We start from the raw sequence: 24,038 nt of genomic DNA on the forward strand, positions 1-24,038 counted from the left end.
CCACACAAACCCCAGACACCACGCACCCCATCGCCAAGTCCGACCGAAATCACCCTCGACGAAAAATCGAGGTTAGGCGATTCGGCGGTATTGCTGCACGCGCTGCTCGCCAGCTTGTGGCACGGCGTCACCCCGGAAATGTCCGACAGCCAACTGGAGCGTTCGGTCGAGATAATGCGCAGCTTGCAGCATTCTCGCGACTACGACGCGCTTGGCTCGGTGGGCCACTTTCGCGCAATGGTCAGCTATGTAGTCGGCCGGCCCGATGACCTGGCCGCCTCGGCGGCCGACCTGGAGCGGTCGGTCCAAGCCTGCGGACAGCCTTTCTTCGGCTTCGTCAGCGCGTGCGTCAATCAGGCGCTGATGTATCTGCGCGGCGACTTCACCGGGGCGGAACGGTGGGCCGACATCGCGTTGCACACCGGCAACACGTTCGGCGCAGATGGCACCGAGGGCTCGTACGGCGTGCAGATGTTCATGATTCGTCGGGAAACGGGGGACCTGAAGAGGTTCGCCGGGTTTGTGGACGGCAGCGAGACGTTTGCCGGCCGTTGGGTTCCCGGGCTGCTTGCGCTCTACACCGAACTCGGCTCGGAAAGCGGAATGACCCGCGCACTGAACCACCTGCTGACTCGCAATCTCCAAGATCACACCGAGGAAGCGCAGTGGCCGATGGAGCTGGTGTTCATGGTGGAGGCCGCCTTGCAGCTGGGCAACCGGGAAGCCCTGCACGCGCTGCGACCGTTCGTGGCGCGGTATGCCGGGAAGAACCTGGTGGCCGGACAATTCGTCGCGCTGTTCGGCAGCGCCGACCGATATCTCGCCCGGATCGCCGCACTCGGCGGCGACGATGCTGCAGCCGAGCGACACTTCGCCACGGCACTGGAGATGGACCAGAAGATGGGCGCGCCAGTACATGTTGCGGAGACACTGGCCCGATCCGCGCTCTTTGCCGCATCTGCCGGTCGCACTGACGAGGCGCGGCGGCTTGCCGGGCGGGCACACGAGATCGCCGCGCCCATCGGCCAATCCCGTGTCCTTGACTTGGTGGATCCGTTGTTGACCTCCGCGCCGCAAGGACCAGATGGCCTGACCGACAGGGAGATTGAAGTGCTTCGGCTACTGGCCGATGGGCTGAGCAACCGCGCGATCGCCGAGCGTCTCTACATCAGCATCAACACTGCCGCCAACCACGTTCGCAGCATCCTTCTGAAGACCGGTGCGGCGAATCGAACGCAAGCGGCGATGTACGCCAACGAGCGCCATCTGCTCGGGTGAGCGTTAGATATCCGTGAAGGCGCCGTCCGGCAGGATGCGATCGGTCACCTGCACGACCACGTCGGCGGGCAGACCGGCACGAGCGGCCGCGGTCTTGATAGCCTCCGGCGACGGTGCCTCGTAGAGACAGTATGTCTTTCGCTTGTCCGCTGACAGAAACGAGTAAAGCCAGCGAACGTTCTCTTCCGCATTGATGCGATTGATCCCGTCCACCGTTTCAAGGCTCGGTTCCAGCACGTCGGCGTAGTTGCGCTCGATCATGAATATCGGCACGTTGGACTCCTAGTTATCGTCACGCCCTTCCCGTCAAGTTACAGGCCGCAACTGCCGCTCGATACCTCAACGGAAAATCATTAACCCCCAGCGCACTACCAGCAGCCGGGGCGGCGGTGCCGGCAATTTTCATCCGGTGCAATGCAGTTCGACGATGCGGCCCGCCCGGACCATGGCCAGCGCGTTGGCCCGAGCACTGTCCGCGTTGGCGCCCCACGCGCCGCCCCACCGGCCAGATCCGAGAGCCAAAGCAGCACAGCCATTTTGAGCCCACGATGTCACCTGACAGCCGCTGCCGTGTGCCTGGCAATTGCCCAATGCGAGATGGGTGGCTTCTTCCATGCCGGTGGCATTGTTGGCCCAACCGGTGTATCCGGTGATCGGGGAGTAAGCGATCACCGTGTACAGCTGGCTGGCTGCCACTGTCGTTGCCGCCGCAGTGGGTGGCACGGCGGCAGCGCTGCTCAGCAAAGCTGCGGCCGCGGCGGCCGCGCAATAGATTCGTTGACTGGTCATCGGAAGTCCTTGCGATGTCTCTGGCTTGAGGGAGTAACCCAGGGTGAGGCGCGCGACTTGACGGATCCTCCGGAAATTCTTGGTGCCAACTCACGTATGCAGAGAGCTCAACTCACAGTGAGCACAATTCGCAGACGCGCCTCGCCCGCCATCATCCGTTCGTAGGCGGCCGGTGCCTGATCGATCGGCATCACCTCGGTCATCGGCTCCACGCCGGCGGACAGGCTGAACTTGAGGTTGTCTTCGTTCTCGATGGCGGACCCGGTCAACGTTCCCGTGATGGTTCGGCCGCCGAAGACCAGGTCGACCGTCGACACGCTGATCGGGTCCAGTCCGACGCCGACGACCACCAGGCGGCCGCGGGCCGCCAGCCCGGCCGGGAGGGACGACATCGACGCTCCGCTGGCGGCCGTGGCCACGATGGCGGCGGCACCGCCGAGCTTCTGCAACGCCTCGCCGGGATCCTCGACGTTGCTGTCGATGTAGTGGTCGGCACCGAACTTGCTTGCCAGGGAGGATTTTTCGGTGCCGCGAGCGACCACAGCGGTTTGATAGCCCAGGGCCTTGGCGTACTGCACGGCGAGGTGACCAAGTCCGCCCAAACCCTGGATGGCGACGAGCGAGCGCGGCGGCGCCTGGGTGTCCAGCAGCGCGTTGTACACGGTGAGACCGGCGCACAACAGCGGCGCCGCCTCGATGTCGTCGAGTCCGTCGGGAATGGCGACCACCCCGCTGGCCCGGGCGTAAACGTACTCGGCATAGCCGCCGTCGGTCGTAGAGCCGTGCTGGGGCTGGTCCTCGCAGTTCACGAAGTCCCCACGGCGGCATGGCTCGCATTCGTGGCAGTGTCCACCGAGATAGCCGACACCCACCCGGTCACCGAGCTGGAACCGGCGCACTCCCTCGCCGACGGCGTCGACGACGCCCACGATCTCGTGGCCGGGCACCAACGGCACGCTTGAGTCGCGCAATGAACCCTCTGCGGCAACCATGTCGCTGTGGCACACGCCGCAGGCCCGGACGCGGATTCGGACCTGGCCGGGGGCGGGCTCAACGAGTTCCCGCTGCACCCACTCGAATTGGCGATGACCGGTGACTTGCCATGCGTTATAGGTCGGCACGGTGTTGTTCCTTCCTGGGCATACTTGCGGACCAACAGGCCCGTAGCGCACCGCTGGGTATAGTATGATTTACCCAGCATGGTACGGGTCGATTTAATTCCCAAACCGCGCGATGTAGTTAGACCGGGGAACCGATGTGGATGTTGAGGCGGATGCCCCATGTGTCGCAGGGGTCGTCCGGCGAATCATGTCTGCATGGTCATGGCCGACATCGCAACTCACGCCGTTCCGACGGTTCCACCCCTCTGGGACAAGGTGCTGACGGATGGTCACGCCACATTGGTAAGGGCACGGCACGTGTTTCGCCATCTGCCGTCGGCGCCGCGATGCAAGCTGTGCAGCAATCCCTTCGGGGGCCCGGCTGGGCGTGTGCTTGCCGTCGCCGGTTTCAAACCGTCCCGCAAGAACCCAAATCTGTGCAGCCGTTGCTGCGATGCCTTGCCGCCAGGCGGCGCCGAGGTGGACATCGCCGTGCTCTTCGCCGACATCCGAGGGTCCACGTCGCTCGGACAGGGCTGTGACGCAAGTGATTTCGCTGCCCTACTGAACCGCTTCTACGGTGCCGCCACGCAGACCCTGCTGCGACACGACGCCGTGATCGACAAGCTGATCGGCGACGAGGTCATGGCGTTCTTCGTCAAGGGCATCAGCGGACCGGACTACCGACGGCGCGCGGTCGAAGCGGGGCGGGAGCTGCTCAAGGCGGTCGGGTACGGCACCGGCAAAGAGCCCTGGATCGAGGTCGGTGTGGCCGTGAATGCCGGTGTCGCATACGTGGGCAATGTGGGCCATGGCGTGGTCGACTTCACCGCCCTCGGTGATCCCGTCAATATTGCGGCGCGGATGCAGCAACATGCCGTCGGTGGAGAGCTGCTCGTTGCTGCTGGAGTTGCCGACGATCAAACGGACGGGACGCCGCAGCGCTCGTTAGAACTGCGCGGACACGAGGGGCCCGTCCACGCGTACGTCTTTGGTTCAGGACAGTAGGCGGACGGATCGTCAGCCCAGCTGTGACACCACCTCTTCGGCCAACAGCTCGAGATGCTCCAGATCGGAGAGGTCGAGCGTCTGGACGTAGATGCGTTGCACACCCAATTCCCGCCACGGGCCGAGCTTGTCGACGATCTCGGCAGGTGTGCCGACCAGCGGGCTGTTGGACCGCATCTCGTCGACCTCCCGACCGATCACCCCGGCGCGGCGCGCCACCTCGGCTTCGTCGCGGCCGGCGCAAAGCACGAAGGCGGCCGAGTAGACCATCGAGTCCGCCGGTCGGCCTGCCGCCTCGACCGCGTCGGCCACCCGTCGGAACTGCTTCTCGGCAACATCCTTCGGCACGAAGGGAACGTTGAATTCGGCTGCATACTTCGCGGCCAGTTCGGGCGTGCGCTTGGCGCCGGTGCCGCCGATCACGATCGGCGGGTGTGGCGATTGCACCGGCTTGGGTAGGGCCGGTGAGCCGTTGAGCGTATAGTGCTCGCCGCTGTAGTCGAACGTCTCGCCCGACGGTGTGGTCCACAACCCGGTGACAATCGCCAGCTGTTCGCCGAGCCGGTCGAAGCGCTCCCGCACTGAGGGAAACGGAATCCCGTAGGCCCGGTGTTCGGGCTCGAACCAGCCGCTGCCCAAACCCAATTCGACTCGGCCACCGCTCATTTCGTCGACTTGCGCCACGGTGATGGCCAGCGGTCCGGGGTAGCGGAAGGTTGCGGAGGTCACCAGCGTGCCCAGTCGAATGCTCGACGTCTCGCGTGCGATCGCGCCCAGTGTCACCCACGAATCGGTTGGCCCGGGTAGGCCGTCACCGCTCATCGCAAAGTAGTGATCTGAGCGAAAGAAGGCGCCGAAGCCGAGTCGCTCCGCAGCCTGAGCGACGGCGAGTTGCTCACCGTAGGTGGCACCTTGTTGTGGCTCGACAAAAACGCGAAACTCGATGGACTTATCTGTATTTGCGTGCACTACAAGATCATTACACGCCGGTGGGCTTGCGGTTCGGGTCGTCGAACTTGACGCTGACGCGCTGGAAGCCCTTGACGCGTTCGGCCTTGGCCTTCTTGGTGTAGGTCTTGCGGTCAGCCGTCGTCAGGTCCACGTTGTCGGTGAACGGGGTGAGCAACGCACGCGGGTAAAGCCGCTCCACCACCACGACGTTGATCTCGGCACAGAGCACCAGTGTGGACGAGATCAGAAACAGGAAGGCCAGCAATCCGAGGACCAGCGCGAAGACGCTGTTGGTCGCGCTCGAGGACTTCACCACGTGCCCCACGTAGCCGGCGCCGAACCACTGCAGAATCTGCCAGATGAATGCCGCCGCGATCGCTCCGGGCAGCACCTGGCGATAGCTCAGTTCGCGGGCCGTCGTGAGCCTGAAAGCGACCAAGCAGATCGCCGCGTTGATCACCACTGCCACGAACGCAACGCCGATCTTGCCGAATATGCCCAGCGAGTCGGTTGCATGGCCGATGCCGGAAATGAGCGTTGACGCGATGGCCGCCGAGCCGAGCACCAACAGTAGCAGCAGGCTGCGTGTCCGCGACCGCAGCGCGTCGCGGCGCTTGTTGCGCGGCACGGCCCATACCGAGTCCATCGCATTCTGCACCGCCTGCCCGACCCCGAGCCCGCCGTACAGCGCGCCCAGGACGCCGACGACGACGGCCACGGTCCCGCCGCTGAGGCCTTCGGGCTGCTGCAGTTGGCTGCCGATAACCGGGAACTGGCTCAATGCGCTGTGCATTACCTGGGCCTGCAGGTCAGGACGGCCGGCGAGCAGCACCCCCAGGCCGGTGGTCAACAGCAACAGCAGCGGGAACAGCGACACGAACGCGTAGTACGTGATCAGCGCGGCGAGGTAACCGCCCTGGTCATCGAGGTATTTGTAGACGACGGCGACGATCAGCCCCACGCCGCGGTTGCGTTGCTGCAGCCTGTCCAGCCAGCCGACCATCGCCGCTCACTTCATTCACACCGAAGCTGTCGCCCTTCCGAAGGGTTGCCCAGGTCATACCCCCAATCGCGGCGGCTCAACCGCGGGCGGGGTCAGCGACCGGTCGCATCGCCATTGGGGCCGCTGAAGGCGCGCCCCCGTTGCTCGGCGTCCAAACTGCCGCTGAAAAGGCCGGAGTCCGCGCGCGGCTGAGCGTCGGCAGCTTGCCGGGCAGGGGTGGCGCTTGGCCTTGAGGTGTGCACCGCGGCGGGCTCGATACGGCGTCGAGGCAGCGCGCCGGCCTGCGCGCGTTGCAGCCACTGCACCATTCCTTCGCGCACGTCGCAGCGCAGATCGAACAGGGCTCCGGCGTCGGAAGCGCTGACCAGCATGCGCACGCGCACATAACCGTTGACCGCGTCGGTGACCTGCAGTACGCCGACGCGGTTATCCCAGAGCTTGTTGGATCGCAGCAGCCGGTCCAGTTCGGCCCGCATGTCGTCCAGCGAGACGCTGAAATCGACGTCGAGTTCGACGGTGCCCAGCAGCGCGGTGGCGTTGCGCGTCCAGTTCTGGAACGGAGTCTTGGTGAAGTACGTGGTAGGCAACACCAAGCGGCGTTCATCCCACAGGTGCACGACAACGTAGGTCAGCGTGATCTCCTCGATGCGGCCCCACTCGTCCTCGAGCACCACGACGTCACCGACGCGGATGGCATCAGAGAACGCGATCTGGATCCCAGCGAACACCGCACCGAGCGAGGTTTGGGCGGCTAGTCCTGCCACCACCGACAACAGCCCCGCAGAGGCGAACAAGGTCTTGCCGACGTTGGAGAACGCCGGGAACGTCATCAAGATCGCGGCCAGACCGCACACGACCACGACGGCCACCACCAACCGGCGCACCAGGGTGATCTGAGTTCGCAATTTGCGTCGGTGCCGGTCGGCATCGGTCATCTGGGTTCCGACGAAATGTGCGATAGCGCGCCGTTCCGCGACCGAGACCAGACTGGCCGCCAGCCAGGTGCCGGTTGCCATTCCCGCGATCAGCAACGCATGGTCGACCCAGCCACGCGCCTCGGCGAGTTTGGTGTGGTGCACGGCGGTGGTGGCCGCGAGCACCATCAACGTGGCGCGCAGCGCCCCACGTGTCAGCACGTCGAGGTCATGGATGATCGCGCTGCGGCGTTTCATCCGCTGCAGCAGCCACGACAACGCCATGCCGGCGGCGTACGCCGCGGCCACGGCGATGACCACCCATGCGACACTGACGGCCAGTTGGGTTGCAGAGTCGAACACGATCGCTTTGGTCAACAAAAATGTGCTCCTGGAATATCGAGGGCAAGAATCGTGCTCTATAGGGCCTTCCCATCGTTTGCTGTCAAAAACCTGAAACGGGAAGCTTTTTGGAATTGAGAGTCAAGTCACAGAAGGTGTCCGAATGAATGCTGTGCACAGCGAGCGGCAACGCTTCGGTTTCAGCGTGCTGGGTGGGCCCACGACCGTGATCGATATCGCGGGCCGACGGCTGGTGATCGATCCGACGTTCGACGCAGCGGGGGAGCACGGTTATCTCACGAAAACCGTTGGCCCCGCACTGCAACCCGCAACCCTGGGACCCGTCGATGCCGTGCTCATCAGCCATGACCAGCATCCCGATAATCTCGATGAGCAGGGACGGCGCTTCGCGTTGTCGGCGCCGCTGGTACTGACTCACCCCGGCGCCGCCGCTCGGCTTGGCGCGCCGGCTCGAGGCCTTGCGCCATGGGAATCGATTGAGCTACCCGCGTCCGGGGACACCACAGCTCTGACTATTCAAGCGGTGCCCGCCGTGCACGGTCCAGCCGACGGGCAACGTGATGAAACCGGAAGTGTCAATTGCGAAGTCACCGGTTTTGTGTTGAGCGGCGCGGGCGTTCCCACCGTCTACCTCAGCGGCGACAACGCCTCGATCAGCGCGGTCGTCGCCATCGCTCGACGGGTGGGTCCGGTCGATGTCGCGGTCTTGTTCGCAGGCCGGGCGAGCGTGCCGTCCAAGGAACGCGGCCGGCCGCTGACGCTGACCAGTGAACGCGCTGCCGCAGCAGCCGAGATCTTGGCCGCCCGCGTGGTGATCCCGGCCCATGTCGACGGCTGGGCCCACTTCACGGAGGGACTCGACGATGTCGTGCGTGCCTTCGACGATGCCGGCATCGGTCACGTACTGATGACAGCGCCGCACGGCCAGTGGATTCTGCCCGGCCTGCAACCGGAATGAACGCCAGTCATGAAATGCTCATGACATGGTGGCGACTCCCGAAACGCGGTATGCGCGGGACGGCGAAAATCATGTGGCCTACCAGGTCGTCGGTGATGGCGAAGACGGGCGCCCCGACGTCCTTTTCGTCCTGACCGCGACGTTTCCGATTGATCTGTTGTGGGACGAGCCCGTCGTGGCCGAACACCTACACAGGTTGGCGTCTTTCAGTCGGCTGATCCTGACCGACCTGCTCGGCGTTGGAAGCTCCGATGCGGTGGCGATCGCAGACCGCCCCGCGATGCAGTCCTGGACGGACGGCCTCATCGCGGTGCTCGACGCGGCCGGGAGCGAGCGTGCCTGCGTGTTCGCGATGTCCGAGTCCGGGCTGCCCGCGATGGTGCTCACCGCGATACATCCGCACCGGGTGCGTTCACTGATTCTGGTCAGCCCCTTCGCGCGCTACGTGCGGGCCCCCGATCACCCCTTCGGTATGCCGGAGAAGACGCTCGCGCGATACCTGGAGGTGTTCGAGCGGACTGTGGGCGCCGGCGGGGTGGTCGACGTTTTGGCGCCGAGCTGGTCGAATGACAGCGCGAAGCGGCGCTGGTGGGCGCGCGGCGAACGCCTTTCCGGTGGCCCCGGGTACTTCAAAGAGATCCTAAATCTTTTCCTGCACACCGACATTCGGCCAGTAGTCGAAAGCATCCAAGCGCCGACTCTGCTGCTGCGGCGGCGTGGCGATCGTCATGTGCACCGCGAACACGTGCTGGACCTCGCCCGGCGCATCCCCACCGCGCGGCTGGTGGAGTTCAATGGTGACGACAACGTGTGGTTCGCCGGCGAGTCGGATCGCGTGCTCGACGAGATCGAGTCGTTCCTCACCGGCGGTCGCAGCGCCACACCGTCGAATCGCGTGCTCTCCACGGTGTTGTTCACCGACATCGTCGGCTCGACCGAACTCGCCTCACAGCTGGGCGACGACGCCTGGACCGCAAAGCTTGCCGCCCACAACCGGATCGTTGAGCGGCAGGTGGCCGGGGCGCGCGGGACCGTCGTCAAGTTCACCGGTGACGGCGCGCTCGCGACCTTCGACGGGCCCGTGCGTGCGATCAATTGCGCGCAGGCGATCCGCGATGCGGTGGAAGACCTCGGCCTTACCATCCGCGCCGGGCTGCACACCGGAGAAGTGGAGATGGCCGACGCGGACGTGCACGGGATCGCGGTGCACATCGCCGCGCGCATCATGGCGCTCGCAGCGCCTGGCGAGGTGCTCGTCTCGGGCGTAATCCCGCCGTTAGTGCTCGGCTCCCGCATCGCGTTCGCCGACCGCGGCCACCACCGCCTGAAGGGCGTTCCCGAAACCTGGCCCGTCCTAGCCGTGCGCGACGGCGACGGGCGAGGCTGAACAGCCCGCAAAACAGGCACTCGACGCCCGTTGCGCGCCATGTCATGCTGCGTAAGTGTCCGCTGATCAGACAGTCCGTCAGGTGCCGTGATGCCGCGCGGCGGACACGGCGGCTGCTGCCATGGGATTGCGAATTCCGTTGGCTCCGAGGGGTTTCCAAACATCAGCCGCTGCGCCTGTAAAGGGGAGACATGACCGCCATCATCGACCCGAGCAAGACGTCCCGCCTCATCGAAGAGCGGATCGCCAAGACAACCAATCCGCGGCATCTCCTCATGCTCAAGCGACTCTTGGACCACACCGTCGGGGAGCGGACTCGAGACCTCGATCTGGTGATGTCGACGCTAAGCCCCGACCCGCGCTACATCGCCTGGGGAGCACCTCCGGATTTGAGCCCGGTCGGACGGCATGCGGTCCGGGACTTCTACGCAAAGACGATCGTCGAAGGCGGCTTGTGGTGCCTCGAGATGGAAATGGACCGGATCGTCGTCGATGACGACACCATCGTCACCGAAGGCTTCATCCGTTCGGTTTACCACGGCGCCGACGCGGCGCGACGGGGCTTTCCCGTCGATGATCAGGACGGGTTCTACCTGGTGACGTTGCGCATGCTGGTCGTCTGGCCATTCGATGCCGACGGCTTCATCCTCGGCGAGGAGACCTACAACGCCGTGGCCACACCTGATTTCATCAAGAGGGTCGACATTTCGGAGGTACCCGCGGAATTCCGCGACTTCGTCGGCGCGCGCTGACGGCCGGCGACGCACCGGTTGCTTAGCGCAACAGGATTCGGGTACTCGGGCGTCCGTAGCCAACAAAGACACCAAAAGACACCAGGAGTACCCTCATGCCGCCACGTCGCCAGCGTGATCAAGGCGCGCCCAGGCCCGCCAGCCCTACCGGAAACACCAACGGCGAGGCGGGCAGCCTCGATGCGCGTGCCCAGTCGGGGCGGTATCTGACCACCGCCCAGGGCGTGCGACTGCCCGACACCGACCACTCGCTGAAGGCCGGTAATCGCGGCCCGTCGCTTCTCGAAGACTTCCATCTTCGCGAGAAGATCACGCATTTCGACCATGAGCGCATCCCCGAGCGCGTTGTCCACGCACGGGGGGCGGCGGCACACGGCATCTTCGAGTCCTACGGCACGGCTGCGTCGGTGACCAGGGCCGGATTCCTGGCGCGGAAGGGCAAGAAGACCGAGGTGTTCTGCCGGTTTTCCACGGTGTTGGGATCGCGCGGATCGGCCGACACGGTGCGCGACACCCGGGGCTTTGCGGTCAAGTTCTACACCGACGAAGGCAATTTCGACTTGGTCGGCAACAACATGCCGGTGTTCTTCATCCAGGACGGCATCAAGTTCCCCGACATAGTCCACGCCGCTAAGCCCCATCCCGACCGCGAGATTCCACAGGCGCAATCCGCCCACGACACCTTCTGGGATTTCGTGTCGTTGCACACCGAAGCCACGCACCACGTGTTCTGGAACATGAGCGACCGTGGCATCCCACGCTCGTACCGGACCATGGAAGGCTTCGGGGTCCACACGTTTCGTCTCGTGGACAAGAAGGGCAAGACCACTCTGGCCAAATTCCATTGGAAGCCGGTCGCCGGGGTGCACTCGCAGGTCTGGGAAGAAGCGCAGATCACCGCCGGATGCGATCCCGACTTTCACCGCCGCGACATGGCCGACAGCATCGAGGCCGGCGCCTTCTTCGAGTACGAACTGGGCATCCAGGTGATGCCGGACGACGGTACGCACACCTTCGAGGGGATCGACCTGCTCGACCCGACCAAGATCGTGCCCGAAGAATTGTGCCCGGTGAAGCTGATCGGAAAGCTGACGCTCAACCGCAATCCCACCAACTTCTTCGCCGAGACCGAGCAGGTTGCCTTCCACACCGGCCACCTGGTGCCGGGTATCGAACCGACCAATGACCCGCTGATGCAGGCGAGGCTGTTCTCCTACCTGGACACGCAGCTCAGCAGGCTGGGCGGGCCGAATTTCACGCAGTTGCCGATCAACCGGCCGCACTGCCCGGTCAACGACATGTTGCGAGACGGCATGCACCAGACCGCAATTCATACCGGTCAGGCGCCGTACCTGAAGAATTCCATCGACAACGGTGAGCCGCTGGTGGCCGCTGCCGACGAGGGCGGGTATGTGCACACCCCGCGACGGGTCGAGGGACCGGTCGTCCGGGAAAACCCGTCTTCGTTCGAGGACCACTTCACCCAGGCGGCCATGTTCTATCGCAGCCTCACCGAGGTCGAAAAGGCACACATCGTTGAGGCGTTCACGTTCGAACTCGGCAAATGCTACGAGCAGGCGATCAAAGAGCGCGAACTCCAGGTGCTGGCCAATGTCGACGCCGACCTGTGCAAGCAGGTGGCCGTCGGCCTGGGTCTGCCCGCACCAAAGGGCAAGCCGCCCAAGGATGTTCTGCTGTCTCCGGCACTGTCGCAGGTGGTGGAAACCCCTGGTCCGATCGACGGGCGCAAGATCGGCATCATCGCCGGCCCGGATTCCGATCTGGCCGGGGTCAACAAGTTGATCGACGCCGTGTTGGGGCTCAACGCCACGCCGTTGGTGACGGCTCCCATCGGCGGGGTGCTGAAAGCCGGACGCCGCAGCGTGATCATCGAGCGGACCCTGCTGACCGCGAGGTCCGTCGAATTCGATGCGGTGGTCGTGGCTGCGGGAACCAAGCCGACCGCTGATCTGAAACTAGTTCTGTTGCTGCAGGAGGCATTTCGCCACTGCAAGCCGGTCGCCGCGTGGGGTGACGGTACGGCGGCGCTCACCGCCGCCGGCATCGAACTGGACGCGCCGGGTGTGCTCGTCGCCGCCAAGGCGGACAAAAACTTCGTTACGGCCTTGGCGAGCGCAGTTGGGCTGCATCGGGTTTGGGAGCGATCCGTCGACGTGATGGCTTCGGAGGTTGCGCCGGCTCGCTGACCCAAGCCTGTGCCGGCCCGCCTACACCGTGGCGCGGTCGCGGCCTTCCCAATAGGGCTTGCGCAATTCCTTCTTGAGGATCTTCCCGGTTGGGTTGCGCGGCAGCGCGTCTGTGATGTCGATCGACTTCGGGCATTTGTAGGCCGCCAGGCGCTCGCGGGTGAAGGCGATGAGCTCCTCCTCGGTGGCCTCGCCTTCCAGTGCGACGACGGCTTTCACCACCTCGCCCCACTTCGGGTCGGGCACCCCGATGACGGCGACCTCGGTGACTGCCGGGTGTTCGGCAAGCGCCCGCTCGACCTCGATCGAGTAGATGTTCTCCCCGCCCGAGATGATCATGTCCTTGAGCCGGTCCTCGACGAAGATGTAGCCGCCTTCGTCGACGCGGCCGATGTCACCCGTGCGGAACCACCCGTCTTCGGTGATCGCCTCGGCGGTCGCCTCGGGCTTGTTGTGATAGCCCTTCATCAATTGCGGTGAGCGGAACCATAATTCGCCCTGCTCGCCCGGCGGCACATCCTTGAGCGTGTACGGGTCGACGACTCGCACTTCCGCGTTGGGCACCACCGTGCCCGCACTTGTCAGCCGCTCCGGGTGGTCCTCGGCGCGGTGTGCTTCGGGGAGCAGTTGACTGATGGCGCCGCACAGTTCGGTGAGGCCGTACACCTGCAGAAATTCGGTGTCCGGCCAAGCCTTCAGGGCCGAGCGCAGCAGCGGCAGCGGCATCGGCGACGCACCGTAGGCATACGTTTTCAGCGCGCTGAACAGCTTCACCGCGTCTTCACCGGAGTCCAACACTTTTGCGAGCACCGCGGGCACCAAGAATGTTCTGTTAGCGCCCTTCAGGATCGCGCCGGCAAGCGTCATCCCATCGACGTCACGGGTCATCACGCTCGGTACGCCGTTGTGGATACCGATCTGTGCGTACGACGAGCCGCCGACATGGAACAGCGGCATCGACACCATGTTCTTGTCGCCCGGCTGGACATTGAAACCCTGGCCGGCGTTGACCGTGTGCGCGATCAGGTTGGCCTGCGTCAGCATGACGCCCTTGGGGCGGCCCGTGGTGCCGGACGAATACATGATGATGCACACGTCGTCGGGTTCGACGTCGGGCGAGCGGCCGACGGGTGTCGACTTGGCCAACAGAGCCTCATACTCGTCGCCCTCGGCGCCGTCGGGCGTCACCTCGATGACGTGCTCGACATTGGTGAGCGAGTCGCGGATCTTCTCGATGTTCGGCTTGAGCTCCGAACCGACGACGAGCACCTTGGCGCCCGAGTCGTTGAGCACGTAATCGAGTTCGTTGGCCGCCAGCCGGAAGTTGATGATCGCGTTGGCCGCACCCAGTGATGCGGCCGCGAACGTCAACTCGACGCACGCCGGATGATTCTTGTCCAGGAATGCCACGGAATCGCCGCGCGTGATGCCGAGTTCGGTCAACGCACCGGCCAACCGGCGCACCCTGTCGTTCCACTCGGCCCAGGTCCACTTGCGGTCAAGATAGTCGACCGCCTCGTCATCGGGCGTCGTGGCAGCCCAGTGGGCCAGACGGTCGTCGAGAAAGCGAGGTTCAGCGAGGTCAGGCATGACGTTAGCCTTCCATGTCGGGCGCGTGTCGACTAGTGGATCAGTGGATTCTTGCGCTGCCGCCGAGGCCGATCTCGAGGACGCTGCCGGTGATGACCCCCGGGTCGCTGACCAGGTACACCACCCCGCGGCTGACATCCTCGGGTTGCAGCCAGGGCCGCGGTATCGGGTTGGCCTTCATCATGCGGCGCACCAAGTCGTCCGGCACGTCCTCACCGCCAGTGGGCTGCACCATCGGCGTTTGCGTGGTGGTCGGGCACACGACGTTGACGGTGATGCCTTCCTTGGCGACTTCCAGGGCCACGGACTTGGCCAGTCCGATGATCCCCCACTTGGTGGCGTTGTACGCGGCGAGATCCGGGATGCCCATGCGCCCGCCCATGGACGATGTGACGACGACCCGGCCGAACTGCTGGCGACGCATCACCGGTATGGCCGCCCGCAGGGTGTGAAAAACGCCGGTCAGGTTCGTGTCGACCAGCTGTCGCCACATCTCGTCGCTGACCTCGTGCAGGGGTCCGGTGCTGACGATGCCGGCGTTGGCAACCACGATGTCGAGGCTGCCCAGGTCGGTCACCGTTTGCTGGACGGCGGCGTCAACCTGCCCTGGGTCGCGCACGTCGACCGATATCGGCAGGCAGCGTCGCCCGAGCTCCTCGACGAGCTTGGCGGTCTCATGCAGGTCGTCCTCGGTGCCCAATGGGTACGTGAGGCCTGCCATCGGACCCGGTGCGTCGGCCGCAACGATGTCGGCACCCTCCGCGGCCAGGGCCAATGCGTGCGCGCGTCCCTGCCCGCGGGCCCCACCGGTGATCAATGCAACCCGTCCATCCAACGCACCCATGGACGGTCACGTTAGCAGCCTCGGTTACTGGAGTCCCGGGGTCGCCCTCGGCTGCGAAAATAGCTGCGGTGAAGGATGTTTGGCGCTAGCGATGTGGGCGTTGTTTTGGCTTGGGTATGCAAGCACCTCGGATGCACCCTTGGGCTCCGCGAAGCGGCGGCGGGGCCGCCTGCCGCGGCAACAGCAAACCGTCTTCCTCTGCTGGCCGGCCAGGAGGGTCGGCAGGTGCGGCCGGGACGTTTGCCATGGTTACCGCGACCACTGCCGCCATCACCGCAATCAGCGTCTTCGGAGCGATCACCGGAACCGCCTCCTCGACGCCTATGTCGTGAGCTGGATCACATCCTAGCCTGAGAAGGGACTCGAAAGCCACCGCCAGGCCCGCCGCGTACCAGTAAGAACGTTTCTATCGAACCCGTCTTGACTGCTACAGGGTTAGGCGCGCCGTGAGAGCATTCGCCGCGACGCAGGCGGTGATTACGTCCACGGACCCGGATAGTGACCGTCCTGGTCTTTCACCAATACGATTTGCTGGCACTCGCCCTTCGCGGGCTCCGCCGTCTCGCCTTGGCAGACCAGCGTCCACCCGGAGATCCGTCCGAAGGGTCGTACGGCCCAGGACGATCGGACCGGGGCGGTGTCCGGCAGGACGATCGTTGAATACTTGCCGCCCTCGCTGGTCAGGTAGAGGTGCCCAGCGAAATACGCCACTTTGGTGATCGCCAATTGCTTGGCCTCGTCTCGATTCATCTGGAGGTCCCAATGCTGCGTGCGCAGATTCCACACCCCGAAGCCGAAATCTGACGTCCCAGAATTGTGGCCGTCGATGAACAGCTGTCCGTCAACCAATGTCGCCGTCAAACCCCCGCCGGATATCCGGTCGGCATCGCCGAACCTGATTATCGATCTGGAGTTGAGGTCGTAAAACACCGTGGAGATCACCGGCGGATTTGACCCGTCCCGGCGGGTGATCTTGACGAGCCGGTCGGGCCCGTCGGATAGTTCCTCGTCAACGGTCCAAATGTCGTTGTCCTGATGAATCGCATCGCCCGACGGCAGCCGCAATTCCGCTCCGGCCGTCCGGCCTTCGGTGTTGCGCTGGAACGAAATAACGTCCTGCCAGGCCTGCCCGGACTGCGGGTCGTCCCACATGGTCGCCAGGTCGGTGTTGGAAAGAACAACGGTCCTTGGGGATCCGGCGAAGGCGTTGGTCCACAGCACACCGGACGCTGTTCCGGCGAAACCCCAGTTCTTGGGTGCCGCCAGTCTGACGTCTGGATTCGGCGGCTGGAGTTCTTTGGTCACCAGGGGCTGGTTCGAGTTGAGATCAAATACGTAGGCGATCGTCTTGGTGACGTCGGGCTGCGCGTGGGTGAGCGTGGTGACCAGATATGCCACCTTGGCGTTGTCGGTGGTGCCGGTCAGCGCGCACGCGGCACCGGTGATTTGGACGCCGGCGGGAGCCACCGGTACCGCCGGGGACACCAATTCGCCGGATTTGGTGTCGAATACTTTGGGTCGAATTGTGTCCAGCGCCGAGCCGCCGAGGGTGAATCGTTCGGGGCACCCGTAATAGACGGTTCCGCCGTAGACTTTCCAATCTTTTGCCAGCGGATTGGTCCTGGTAGCCGTCGGGGTCACCGGCACAACTGGTGCGGGGGCGGCTTTGGCCGTCGAATTCGCCGCCGAAGTCGTCGGGCCGGCCGCAGGTGGGGCCACCGTCGACGAACATGCGGCAACGCCCAAAGCCACGGCCGTCGTCAGTGTTACGACTCCGCATCGGGACGCAGATATCCCCGTGTTCAGACCCATCAGCGATTCCCCCCGCTATGTTCTGTGAATATTGAGCCTAGAGGCGGTAGGTGGTTAGCGCGAATCGAGCGGTCAGCTGACCTGCAAAGGGGCAGGTATGGACTTTGAACTCGACACCGGGCAGCGGGAGTGGCTGTCGGAGGTGCGGGAGTTTCTTCGGCAAAATGCGACCCCTGCGCTCAAGGCCGAGATCGCCGCGCACGGTCTCGAGTACCCCGACGGCGAGGTGGCGGCATTCCGCCGCAAGATCGGCGAGCGGGGCTGGTTCGGCCTGAACTGGCCAACCGAGTACGGCGGTTTGGGGCTGACGGCCATGCATCAGCACCTGCTGATGAGCGAGTTCGAGTACGCCGGTGTGCCCGGTCCCGATCTCACCGTGACGTCGGTGGCCCCGATGATCATGCGCCACGGCACCGAGCAGAACAAGAAGGAGTTCCTGCCTCCCATCGCCAGGGGCGAATTGGTTTGCGCTGTCGGCTATTCGGAGCCCAACGCGGGTACCGACCTGGCCAGCTTGCGCACCCGTGCCGTGCGCGACGGTGACGAGTGGGTGATCAACGGATCCAAGATCTGGAACAGCGGCGCCCAGCGCTGCACGCACGAATGGCTTTGCGTCCGCACCGATCCCGAGGCGCGTCGGCACCGGGGAATCTCGGTGCTCATGGTCCCGATCGACAGTCCCGGCATCGAGATCCGGCCCCTCTACGCGTGGTCCGGGTATCGAACCAACGAAACGTTTTTCAACGACGTCCGAGTGCCCGTCACCAATTTGATCGGCGAGGTCAACAAGGGTTGGACCTATATCACCGGAGCTCTCGATCTAGAGCGCGGCGCGCTGACCAACGCCGGCGACCTGCGCCGGGCGCTCAACGAGCTGATTGCGTTGGCTGCCGTGCCGCTGCGGGACGGCGCCGTGCCGGGTGATGATCCGGTGTTTCGCCGGCGTCTGGCCCAGGCCGACGCGGACGTCGAAGTCGCCACATTGATGGGCTACGAGGCCGCTTCGCTGCTTGACGGCGGAAGCATCCCGTCCGTCGAGGTCAGTGTCGAGAAGATCTTCACCAGCGAATTGCGCCAACGCATCGCCGATTTGGCGATCGATCTGCTCGGCCCGGACGGGTTGATGGCCCACCGCGCCCCGGCTGCGCCGGGTGATGGATTCTTCGAACGCCTCTATCGGGTGTCGCCGTTGATGCGCTTCGGTGGCGGCACCAACGAGGTGCTGCGGGATGTGATCGCGCAGCGCGGTCATGGCATGCCTTCCTACGGGCGGTGACGGACGTATGAAGTTGATTCCCTCGCCGGACGAACGCGATTTGGCAGCGTTGTGCCGCAGTCTGCTGGCTGCCGAGTGCCCGGCGACCCTTGCGCGCGGTCCTCAGGCCGACCGCATGCCCGAACGGCTGTGGAAGGCGCTGGCGGGCGGGGCTGCTCGGGTTGGCGATCGACGAAAGGCACGGCGGCTCCGGCGGATACCTGTCGGACGTGGGCGTCTTCAGCCTTGAAGCCGGACGAACGTTGTGCCCCAACGTTGTTCACAGCACAGTGATTGCGGCCTTGGCCATCGATTGGCTGGGCGGCCCCGGTGCGCGCGCCAGGTGGCTGCCGGAGCTGGCGTCCGGGTCTGCGCGCGGGCATGGCCGAGGTACGTGCGCATCAACGCCGCGCTGCCACAGACCGCGACCAACAAGATCCTCAAGCGCGAGCTCATCCAGGAGGGCATTACCGGTGGTGACGGTGTGCTGTGGGAGCGGGCCGAGCGGGGGCGCAGCTACGCCGAACGAGGTTAGTGATACTCGACCTGCCAGTGCTTGATGCCGTTGATGAAGCTCGACCGCAACCGTTCGGGTTTCCCGACTGGCGTCAGAGCAGGTATGTGGTCGGCAATCGCGTTGAACATGAGGTCGATCGTCATACGAGCGAGGTTGGCGCCGATGCAGTAGTGCGCTCCGGTGCCGCCAAAGGCCAAGTGCGGATTGGGGCTTCGCAGGATGTTGAAGGTGAAAGGGTCGTCAAAGACATCTTCGTCGAAGTTCGCCGAGCGGTAGAACAACACCACCCGTTGCCCCTTCTTGATCTGCACGCCACCGAGCTCGGTGTCGGCAAGTGCGGTGCGTTGAAACGCCGTGATCGGCGAGGCCCAGCGAATGATCTCGTCTGCGGCAGTTTTCGGGCGTTGCGCCTTGAACAGTTCCCATTGGTCGGGGAATTCCGTGAACGCCATCATGCCTTGGGTGATCGAATTGCGTGAGGTCTCGTTGCCCGCGATGGCAAGCGTGACGACGAACATGCCGAATTCGGCCTCGGTGAGTTGACCGTCCGCGTCGGCATCCATCAGTGTGGTGACGATGTCTTGATCGCCGTGCTGTGGGCGCGAACCCTCTGCTCCCGCCTTGCGTGCCGCCAATTGCATTGCATACCACATCATTTCGCCTGCAGAGCCCAACGCATCGTACTCGGCGAACTCGGGATCGTCGTCGCCGATCATCCGGTTGGACCAGTCAAAGAGCTTCTCGCGGTCTTCCTCCGGAACCCCTAGCAGTCCGGCGATCGCCTGCAATGGCAACTCGCGGGCCACTTGGAGTACGAAATCGCCGCAATCCGCCGCCGCGGCCTCCGCGGCTATCCTTCGTGCGCGCTCGTCGAGTTCGGCACGCAGCCGCGCCACGGCACGAGGCGTGAAGCCACGGGAGACGATCTTGCGCAACCGACTGTGCTCCGGATCGTCCATCATGATCATCGACGCTCGGCCGGCTTCGATCTGGCCACCGCCGCCGGTCACCTTATAGCGGGGCACCACCGACTTCGCGGCCGAGGAGAACACGTCGCTGCGCAGCGAGACCTCGCGCACGTCGCGGTGCTTGCTCACTACCCAGAAGCCGCCGTCACCGAAACCGCCTTTGTCGGGAGGCTGCGCGTTCCACCAGATGGGTGCCGCCCGTCGCAGCTCGGCCAACTCCTCCACCGGCAACCGTTCGGCGTAGATGTCCGGGTCGGTGAAATCGAAGCCTGGCGGTATTTGCGGCGCTGCCATTGCGTGCTCCCTCGAACGCTTTTCGCGATGGTAGCCCTACAGTTCCGCGCGACCAAGCAAATGGACCCGGCCACAGCGCCCGAGGCGATACCCGGTCAGCACGTAGTCTGGGCAAATGAGCGCCGGGGAACAGCGCGCGGGGGTGGACCTGACCAACCTGGATCAGCCTTTGACGCCCAATGCCGGCGCCACCAAGCGTGACCTGGTGAATTACCTGGACGCGGTCGCCGACCGGATGTTGCCGGGGCTGGTCGACCGGCCGCTCACCGTGCTGCGGGTGCTGCGCGGCCGCGCGCCGTTCATGCAGAAGAACGTCCCCAAATACACCCCCGACTGGGTGCGAACCGTGTCCATCTGGGCGGAGGCCTCACACCGGGAAGTGCACTACCCGCTCTGCAACGACAGGCGCACCCTGTTATGGCTGGCAAACCAGCGTGCGGTCGAATACCACCCGACGTTGGGCCTGGCCGACAACATCTATCGGCCCACCCATCTGGTGCTCGACCTTGACCCGCCGGCCGACGATGACTTCGCCGCGGTGGTCAAGGCCGCCTACCTGGTACGGCAGGCGCTGTCCGATTGCGGGCTGGCCGGTGCGATCAAGACCAGTGGCGCGAAGGGTTTGCACGTGTTCGTGCCGATCGATGACAGCGCTCCGGTCGACGACGTCGCGGCGGCCACCCGCGCGCTCGCCGCGCGCGCCGAAGCGATCGACCCCTCCTTGGCCACAACGGCTTTCATCGTCGAGGATCGCGGCGGCAAGGTATTCATCGATTCGACCCGCGCCGGGGGCGCCACGGTTGCCGCCGCCTACAGCCCTCGGCTGCGCCCGGGCACCCCGGTTTCGTTCCCGTTGGACTGGGCGGATCTCGACCGCGTCAGTCCGGCCGATTTCACGGTGCATACGGCACTGGCGGCAATGTCCGGGCGCAAACCGTGGATGGACTCCATGCCTGCACCGCAAAGGCTGCCGAGCGACCTCATCGAGCGTGGACGCACCATCCCGGTCCCGCGGGTTGCGGCGATGCATGAGGGGAAGCGTCGTGCCCGGGCGCGACGGGTCGACCAGGGGTCGACGAAGGCCGACGAGGTCAACGGGTAACGGCGGCGCGCGGTATGCTGCCTTCGCCCGGCAGGGTGAGGGGAGTGTGTGAAGTGTCCACGTTCAAGCGGTACCTCGGCATCCAGGCGATGATCTTTGTCTTCGGGATCGTCGGGCCGATCTTCCTGATCATCTTCTTCGCGTCGCAACCTGATCCGAATATGAAGTGGGCGTACTGGTTTGGGCTCTTTATCACCTATGCCGATGTGATGATCGCGCTCGCACTCACCGCATCGACCGGCGATAAGGAAAAGGCGCCCACCGACGTTCGGGTTGCGTTGGCGGTCGCAAAACGCTTGCAGGCTAATCGGGGCTTCGTCGTGGACATCGACCCATCGTCGGACTGACCGACTGCGAGAACGTCAGCCGAACACCGACGCCTGGTAGAACCTGATCTGCCAGCCGTCATCGGCACTCGTCATCAGCACACCGATGCGCACACTGAGATTGGGTGGATCGGGAAAAGTGAAGTCCGCGTTGAGGTAACCGAGTACCGTATCTTCGGCGATTCGACGCGATTGCAGGATGCGGTAGGAGACCGTCATGCCGCGAGGTTGGGAGTCGTAATAGTCGTGAACGGCTTGCCTGCCAACGCTGTACGGACGCAGCCCCTGAAAAATGGCGTCTTCGGCGAAAAGCGCGGCCACTCGCTGCGGTTCGTGCGCATCGATCCCGGCTTTCCATTGGTCCATCACGCCGCGCAGTACTTCTTCGCTCATCTCGTCCTTCCCCTTTTGCAGAACGCTACAACGCTCCGTGGTAGACCCATACCATGACTGGCCTTGCCGACGAGACGCGGTGGATGGACGCCACAGAGCAAGCGGCCCTGGTGGCCGAGGGTGAAATCAGTCCGAGCGAGCTGCTGGAAGCGGCGATCGAGCGGATCGAGCGGCTTAATCCGCAGTTGAACGCGGTGGTCATCGAATGGTTCGAACATGCCCGGTTGATCGCCGCGGATCCGGCTCTGCCCGCCGGCCCGTTTCGCGGCGTGCCGTTTTTGCTCAAGGATCTCTACACCAACTTCGCCGGCCAAACGATGTCCAACGGCAATGTTGCGTTGAAAGAAGCGGGCAGGATCGATACGGCCGACACCACGCTGGTGTCCCGATTCAAAAAAGCCGGGCTCGTCATCGCCGGGCGGACCAATACGTGCGAATTCGGGAGCTTGCCGACCACGCAGCCGATCGCCTGGGGGCCGACGCGCAACCCGTGGGCATCAGAACGCACTCCGGGAGGGTCCAGCGGCGGCGCCGCGGCGGCCGTGGCCGCCGGAATGGTTCCGTTTGCCCACGCCTCAGACGGGGGCGGCAGCATCCGCATCCCGGCGTCGTGCTGCGGGTTGGTTGGCCTGAAGACGAGCCAGGGGCGGATCACGGTCGGGCCCGCCCGGGCCGAGGTGGGTTTGGGTGTCGAACTGTGTGTGAGCCGCACGGTGCGGGACACGGCGGGGTTGCTCGACGCGGTCCGCGGCCCGGGCATCGGTGACTCGGTGATCGCCCCCGCACCGCAGCGCCCGTACCTCGAGGAAGTGGGCGCCGATCCTGGCCGGCTGCGCATCGGGTTGCTCGACGTGCATCCGCGCGGTGACTTCCTGCATCAAGACTGCGTCGCGGCGGTGCGGTCCGCGGGTTCGATGCTGGAAGGACTCGGGCACATCGTGGAGCCAGCGTGGCCGGCCTGCCTGGCCGACACCACGTTGACCAAGAAGTTCATGGCGCTGTGGTGTACGCAGATGGCTCTGGCGATCCGCGGGATCAGCGAGACGATCGGACGGGAGGTCACCGCAGCGGACGTCGAACCGGTGAATTGGGTCCTGGCTCACCATGCGCAGCGGTTCAGCGCGGTCGACTACGCGGCGGCCCAGTCGGCGATCTACACCTTCAGACGTGCGCTGCAGCAGTGGTGGGCGGACGGGTGGGATTTGCTCCTCACGCCGACGGTGTCCGAACCGCCGGTGCCGCTGTCGGATTTCGAGAGCGACCCCGAAAACCCCAACGCACTGAACCGCCGCGGTGGGCAATTCGCGGCGTTCACGCCGCCGTACAACATGAGCGGACAGCCCGCGATCAGCCTGCCCTTGCACCGCAACGCCGACGGCCTGCCCATTGGCGTGCAACTCGCCGCTGCTTATGGGCGGGAGGATGTTCTCATCCGGGTTGCGGCGCAACTGGAATCTGCCCACCCCTGGGCTTCGTATCATCCCAGTCTGTAGCGACTCGTCTTAAGCGCGCCGTGGCGCTACCGCTGGAGCAAGCCGTCGATCGTCGAGTCGTTGTTCGGAGCTGCGGCGGCCATCATGGATTCATGGGCTTGCTCCGGGTCGGTGTACGGGGGTATCACCAACAAGACGATCCTTTGGTTCGCGCCGACCACTTCGACGGTACTGGCGCGTTGCCGGAAAAAGCCGGCGAGCCGGACGACACGCCCTCCAAGACGTAATTTGGTTGGGGCAGTAGACCATTCGGCGAGGTTGTACAGCACGCGTTCGATCGGGCCAAGCCGTACGGACAGCACGTTCAGCAAGTCCGGAAGTTCATTCGGGAGGTCGTCACTGTGCGGCCACCATGCGCCATCTACATACCCGCACGTGGGCGCTTTGGGCTTCAGGCGTAGGCGTGGGGTGTTCTCGGGAGGTGTGTACGTCGAGCCTGTTACGGGTTGGCCTCGTTGTCGCGTCATATGACGCTCCCATCTTGGCCGTGACGCGGCCGTTAATTGATCGGCGATGACGCAATCTCAGCTGGTCGCGCGCAACATATCGCCGATATGCAGATCCTACCTGACTTGGCTCACGATTTTGGGTTGGTGATGCGCGTAGGGGTTTGACCTGTGGTTTCGTGGTCGGTTCTGCGTAAGTTTGTGCACTAAACCTGAATCCACCGATCGACCCTGCGGTGGCGGGCTGAGATCTTGATCTTGATACCGGCTGGTGGTGGGCATGATGGG

The 24,038-nt window shown here is 64.6% G+C and carries 23 protein-coding genes and 1 pseudogene; 12 read left to right on the forward strand and 12 right to left on the reverse strand.

Annotation, left to right across the window (positions count from 1 at the left end; all coding sequences use genetic code 11):
* A partial coding sequence (locus BST27_RS25390) for a helix-turn-helix transcriptional regulator (RefSeq protein ID WP_211285324.1) occupies positions 1 to 1,278 on the forward strand: 1,278 nt, incomplete at its 5' end.
* 3 nt (positions 1,279 to 1,281) lie between these two features.
* Here the strand turns inward: BST27_RS25390 and BST27_RS25395 are convergent.
* From BST27_RS25395 to BST27_RS25405, 3 genes are all read right to left on the reverse strand, one after another.
* Positions 1,282 to 1,551, reverse strand: coding sequence for a DUF4242 domain-containing protein (locus tag BST27_RS25395; protein ID WP_069422265.1), 270 nt, complete (start codon positions 1,549 to 1,551; stop codon positions 1,282 to 1,284).
* Between the two features lie 129 nt (positions 1,552 to 1,680).
* Complete coding sequence (locus tag BST27_RS25400) at positions 1,681 to 2,067, reverse strand: DUF4189 domain-containing protein (RefSeq protein WP_069422264.1); 387 nt, start codon at positions 2,065 to 2,067, stop codon at positions 1,681 to 1,683.
* 107 nt (positions 2,068 to 2,174) lie between these two features.
* The gene (locus BST27_RS25405; RefSeq protein ID WP_069422263.1) at positions 2,175 to 3,188 is read right to left on the reverse strand and encodes an alcohol dehydrogenase catalytic domain-containing protein; all 1,014 of its coding nucleotides are present in this window, start codon (positions 3,186 to 3,188) and stop codon (positions 2,175 to 2,177) included.
* 195 nt (positions 3,189 to 3,383) lie between these two features.
* Here BST27_RS25405 and BST27_RS25410 point away from each other — a divergent pair, with 195 nt between their 5' ends.
* Positions 3,384 to 4,175, forward strand: coding sequence for an adenylate/guanylate cyclase domain-containing protein (locus BST27_RS25410; RefSeq protein ID WP_069422262.1), 792 nt, complete (start codon positions 3,384 to 3,386; stop codon positions 4,173 to 4,175).
* Between the two features lie 12 nt (positions 4,176 to 4,187).
* On the opposite strand, the gene BST27_RS25415 is transcribed toward BST27_RS25410, so the two are convergent.
* From BST27_RS25415 to BST27_RS25425, 3 genes are all read right to left on the reverse strand, one after another.
* The gene (locus BST27_RS25415) at positions 4,188 to 5,120 is read right to left on the reverse strand and encodes an LLM class F420-dependent oxidoreductase (RefSeq protein ID WP_069422269.1); all 933 of its coding nucleotides are present in this window, start codon (positions 5,118 to 5,120) and stop codon (positions 4,188 to 4,190) included.
* A 34-nt stretch (positions 5,121 to 5,154) separates the two neighbouring features.
* Positions 5,155 to 6,129, reverse strand: a complete 975-nt coding sequence (locus BST27_RS25420; RefSeq protein ID WP_069422261.1) for a YihY/virulence factor BrkB family protein — start codon at positions 6,127 to 6,129, stop codon at positions 5,155 to 5,157.
* Positions 6,130 to 6,221: 92 nt separating this feature from the next.
* Positions 6,222 to 7,421 carry a mechanosensitive ion channel family protein gene (locus BST27_RS25425; protein ID WP_069422268.1) on the reverse strand — a complete coding sequence of 400 codons (1,200 nt, stop codon included), beginning with the start codon at positions 7,419 to 7,421 and terminating at the stop codon, positions 6,222 to 6,224.
* Between the two features lie 127 nt (positions 7,422 to 7,548).
* Between BST27_RS25425 and BST27_RS25430 the strand changes: the two genes are divergently transcribed.
* The 4 genes from BST27_RS25430 (at position 7,549) to BST27_RS25445 (ending at position 12,710) form a co-directional block, all read left to right on the forward strand.
* Positions 7,549 to 8,364, forward strand: coding sequence for an MBL fold metallo-hydrolase (locus BST27_RS25430; protein WP_139805362.1), 816 nt, complete (start codon positions 7,549 to 7,551; stop codon positions 8,362 to 8,364).
* A gap of 25 nt (positions 8,365 to 8,389) precedes the next feature.
* Complete coding sequence (locus BST27_RS25435) at positions 8,390 to 9,751, forward strand: adenylate/guanylate cyclase domain-containing protein (protein ID WP_069422260.1); 1,362 nt, start codon at positions 8,390 to 8,392, stop codon at positions 9,749 to 9,751.
* Between the two features lie 191 nt (positions 9,752 to 9,942).
* On the forward strand, positions 9,943 to 10,503 hold the full coding sequence (locus tag BST27_RS25440) for a nuclear transport factor 2-like protein (protein ID WP_069422259.1): 561 nt from the start codon (positions 9,943 to 9,945) through the stop codon (positions 10,501 to 10,503).
* A 95-nt stretch (positions 10,504 to 10,598) separates the two neighbouring features.
* The gene (locus BST27_RS25445; protein ID WP_069422258.1) at positions 10,599 to 12,710 is read left to right on the forward strand and encodes a catalase; all 2,112 of its coding nucleotides are present in this window, start codon (positions 10,599 to 10,601) and stop codon (positions 12,708 to 12,710) included.
* A 21-nt stretch (positions 12,711 to 12,731) separates the two neighbouring features.
* Here BST27_RS25445 and BST27_RS25450 read toward each other — a convergent pair whose 3' ends face one another.
* The 3 genes from BST27_RS25450 to BST27_RS25460 all read right to left on the reverse strand — a co-directional run bounded on the left by BST27_RS25450 (position 12,732) and on the right by BST27_RS25460 (position 16,896).
* On the reverse strand, positions 12,732 to 14,300 hold the full coding sequence (locus BST27_RS25450) for a long-chain-fatty-acid--CoA ligase (protein ID WP_069422257.1): 1,569 nt from the start codon (positions 14,298 to 14,300) through the stop codon (positions 12,732 to 12,734).
* Positions 14,301 to 14,340: 40 nt separating this feature from the next.
* The gene (locus tag BST27_RS25455) at positions 14,341 to 15,144 is read right to left on the reverse strand and encodes a mycofactocin-coupled SDR family oxidoreductase (RefSeq protein ID WP_069422256.1); all 804 of its coding nucleotides are present in this window, start codon (positions 15,142 to 15,144) and stop codon (positions 14,341 to 14,343) included.
* 477 nt (positions 15,145 to 15,621) lie between these two features.
* Positions 15,622 to 16,896: a hypothetical protein gene (locus BST27_RS25460; protein WP_414467507.1), complete on the reverse strand. Its 1,275-nt coding sequence runs from the start codon at positions 16,894 to 16,896 to the stop codon at positions 15,622 to 15,624.
* Positions 16,897 to 17,053: 157 nt separating this feature from the next.
* Here BST27_RS25460 and BST27_RS25465 point away from each other — a divergent pair, with 157 nt between their 5' ends.
* The 3 genes and pseudogenes from BST27_RS25465 (at position 17,054) to BST27_RS34065 (ending at position 18,746) form a co-directional block, all read left to right on the forward strand.
* Positions 17,054 to 18,232, forward strand: coding sequence for an acyl-CoA dehydrogenase family protein (locus BST27_RS25465; RefSeq protein ID WP_069422254.1), 1,179 nt, complete (start codon positions 17,054 to 17,056; stop codon positions 18,230 to 18,232).
* 161 nt (positions 18,233 to 18,393) lie between these two features.
* Positions 18,394 to 18,519, forward strand: a pseudogene (locus BST27_RS34060) (acyl-CoA dehydrogenase family protein); the annotation flags it as partial.
* A gap of 35 nt (positions 18,520 to 18,554) precedes the next feature.
* A complete protein-coding gene (locus tag BST27_RS34065) occupies positions 18,555 to 18,746 on the forward strand; it encodes a hypothetical protein (RefSeq protein WP_069422253.1) in 192 nt (63 codons plus the stop codon).
* Here the strand turns inward: BST27_RS34065 and BST27_RS25475 are convergent.
* Positions 18,743 to 19,990, reverse strand: coding sequence for a cytochrome P450 (locus BST27_RS25475; protein ID WP_069422252.1), 1,248 nt, complete (start codon positions 19,988 to 19,990; stop codon positions 18,743 to 18,745). The genes BST27_RS34065 and BST27_RS25475 overlap by 4 nt on opposite strands.
* Before the next feature lie 115 nt (positions 19,991 to 20,105).
* On the opposite strand from BST27_RS25475, the gene ligD reads away from it, so the two are divergent.
* Entirely contained in the window at positions 20,106 to 21,092 is a 987-nt protein-coding gene (gene ligD / locus BST27_RS25480; RefSeq protein WP_069422251.1) for a non-homologous end-joining DNA ligase, read from the forward strand.
* A 53-nt stretch (positions 21,093 to 21,145) separates the two neighbouring features.
* On the forward strand, positions 21,146 to 21,439 hold the full coding sequence (locus BST27_RS25485) for a hypothetical protein (protein ID WP_069422250.1): 294 nt from the start codon (positions 21,146 to 21,148) through the stop codon (positions 21,437 to 21,439).
* 15 nt (positions 21,440 to 21,454) lie between these two features.
* Here BST27_RS25485 and BST27_RS25490 read toward each other — a convergent pair whose 3' ends face one another.
* A complete protein-coding gene (locus tag BST27_RS25490; protein WP_069422249.1) occupies positions 21,455 to 21,811 on the reverse strand; it encodes an SgcJ/EcaC family oxidoreductase in 357 nt (118 codons plus the stop codon).
* Positions 21,812 to 21,864: 53 nt separating this feature from the next.
* Here BST27_RS25490 and BST27_RS25495 point away from each other — a divergent pair, with 53 nt between their 5' ends.
* Entirely contained in the window at positions 21,865 to 23,304 is a 1,440-nt protein-coding gene (locus tag BST27_RS25495; RefSeq protein ID WP_079220083.1) for an amidase, read from the forward strand.
* A 26-nt stretch (positions 23,305 to 23,330) separates the two neighbouring features.
* On the opposite strand, the gene BST27_RS25500 is transcribed toward BST27_RS25495, so the two are convergent.
* Positions 23,331 to 23,771, reverse strand: a complete 441-nt coding sequence (locus BST27_RS25500) for a DUF5994 family protein (protein WP_069422676.1) — start codon at positions 23,769 to 23,771, stop codon at positions 23,331 to 23,333.
* Positions 23,772 to 24,038 lie beyond the last annotated feature (267 nt).

The organism is Mycobacterium intermedium (assembly GCF_002086275.1).
Lineage (GTDB): Bacteria > Actinomycetota > Actinomycetes > Mycobacteriales > Mycobacteriaceae > Mycobacterium > Mycobacterium intermedium.

Bases quoted from the DNA above. Each gene is read 5' to 3' on its own strand.
- BST27_RS25400 (WP_069422264.1), bottom strand. From the start codon at position 2,067: ATGACCAGTCAACGAATCTATTGCGCGGCCGCCGCGGCCGCAGCTTTG.
- BST27_RS25410 (WP_069422262.1), top strand. From the start codon at position 3,384: ATGGTCATGGCCGACATCGCAACTCACGCCGTTCCGACGGTTCCACCC.
- BST27_RS25420 (WP_069422261.1), bottom strand. From the start codon at position 6,129: ATGGTCGGCTGGCTGGACAGGCTGCAGCAACGCAACCGCGGCGTGGGG.
- BST27_RS25430 (WP_139805362.1), top strand. From the start codon at position 7,549: ATGAATGCTGTGCACAGCGAGCGGCAACGCTTCGGTTTCAGCGTGCTG.
- BST27_RS25435 (WP_069422260.1), top strand. From the start codon at position 8,390: ATGGTGGCGACTCCCGAAACGCGGTATGCGCGGGACGGCGAAAATCAT.
- BST27_RS25440 (WP_069422259.1), top strand. From the start codon at position 9,943: ATGACCGCCATCATCGACCCGAGCAAGACGTCCCGCCTCATCGAAGAG.
- BST27_RS25445 (WP_069422258.1), top strand. From the start codon at position 10,599: ATGCCGCCACGTCGCCAGCGTGATCAAGGCGCGCCCAGGCCCGCCAGC.
- BST27_RS25450 (WP_069422257.1), bottom strand. From the start codon at position 14,300: ATGCCTGACCTCGCTGAACCTCGCTTTCTCGACGACCGTCTGGCCCAC.
- BST27_RS25455 (WP_069422256.1), bottom strand. From the start codon at position 15,144: ATGGGTGCGTTGGATGGACGGGTTGCATTGATCACCGGTGGGGCCCGC.
- BST27_RS25465 (WP_069422254.1), top strand. From the start codon at position 17,054: ATGGACTTTGAACTCGACACCGGGCAGCGGGAGTGGCTGTCGGAGGTG.
- BST27_RS25475 (WP_069422252.1), bottom strand. From the start codon at position 19,990: ATGGCAGCGCCGCAAATACCGCCAGGCTTCGATTTCACCGACCCGGAC.
- ligD (WP_069422251.1), top strand. From the start codon at position 20,106: ATGAGCGCCGGGGAACAGCGCGCGGGGGTGGACCTGACCAACCTGGAT.
- BST27_RS25490 (WP_069422249.1), bottom strand. From the start codon at position 21,811: ATGAGCGAAGAAGTACTGCGCGGCGTGATGGACCAATGGAAAGCCGGG.
- BST27_RS25495 (WP_079220083.1), top strand. From the start codon at position 21,865: ATGACTGGCCTTGCCGACGAGACGCGGTGGATGGACGCCACAGAGCAA.
- BST27_RS25500 (WP_069422676.1), bottom strand. From the start codon at position 23,771: ATGACGCGACAACGAGGCCAACCCGTAACAGGCTCGACGTACACACCT.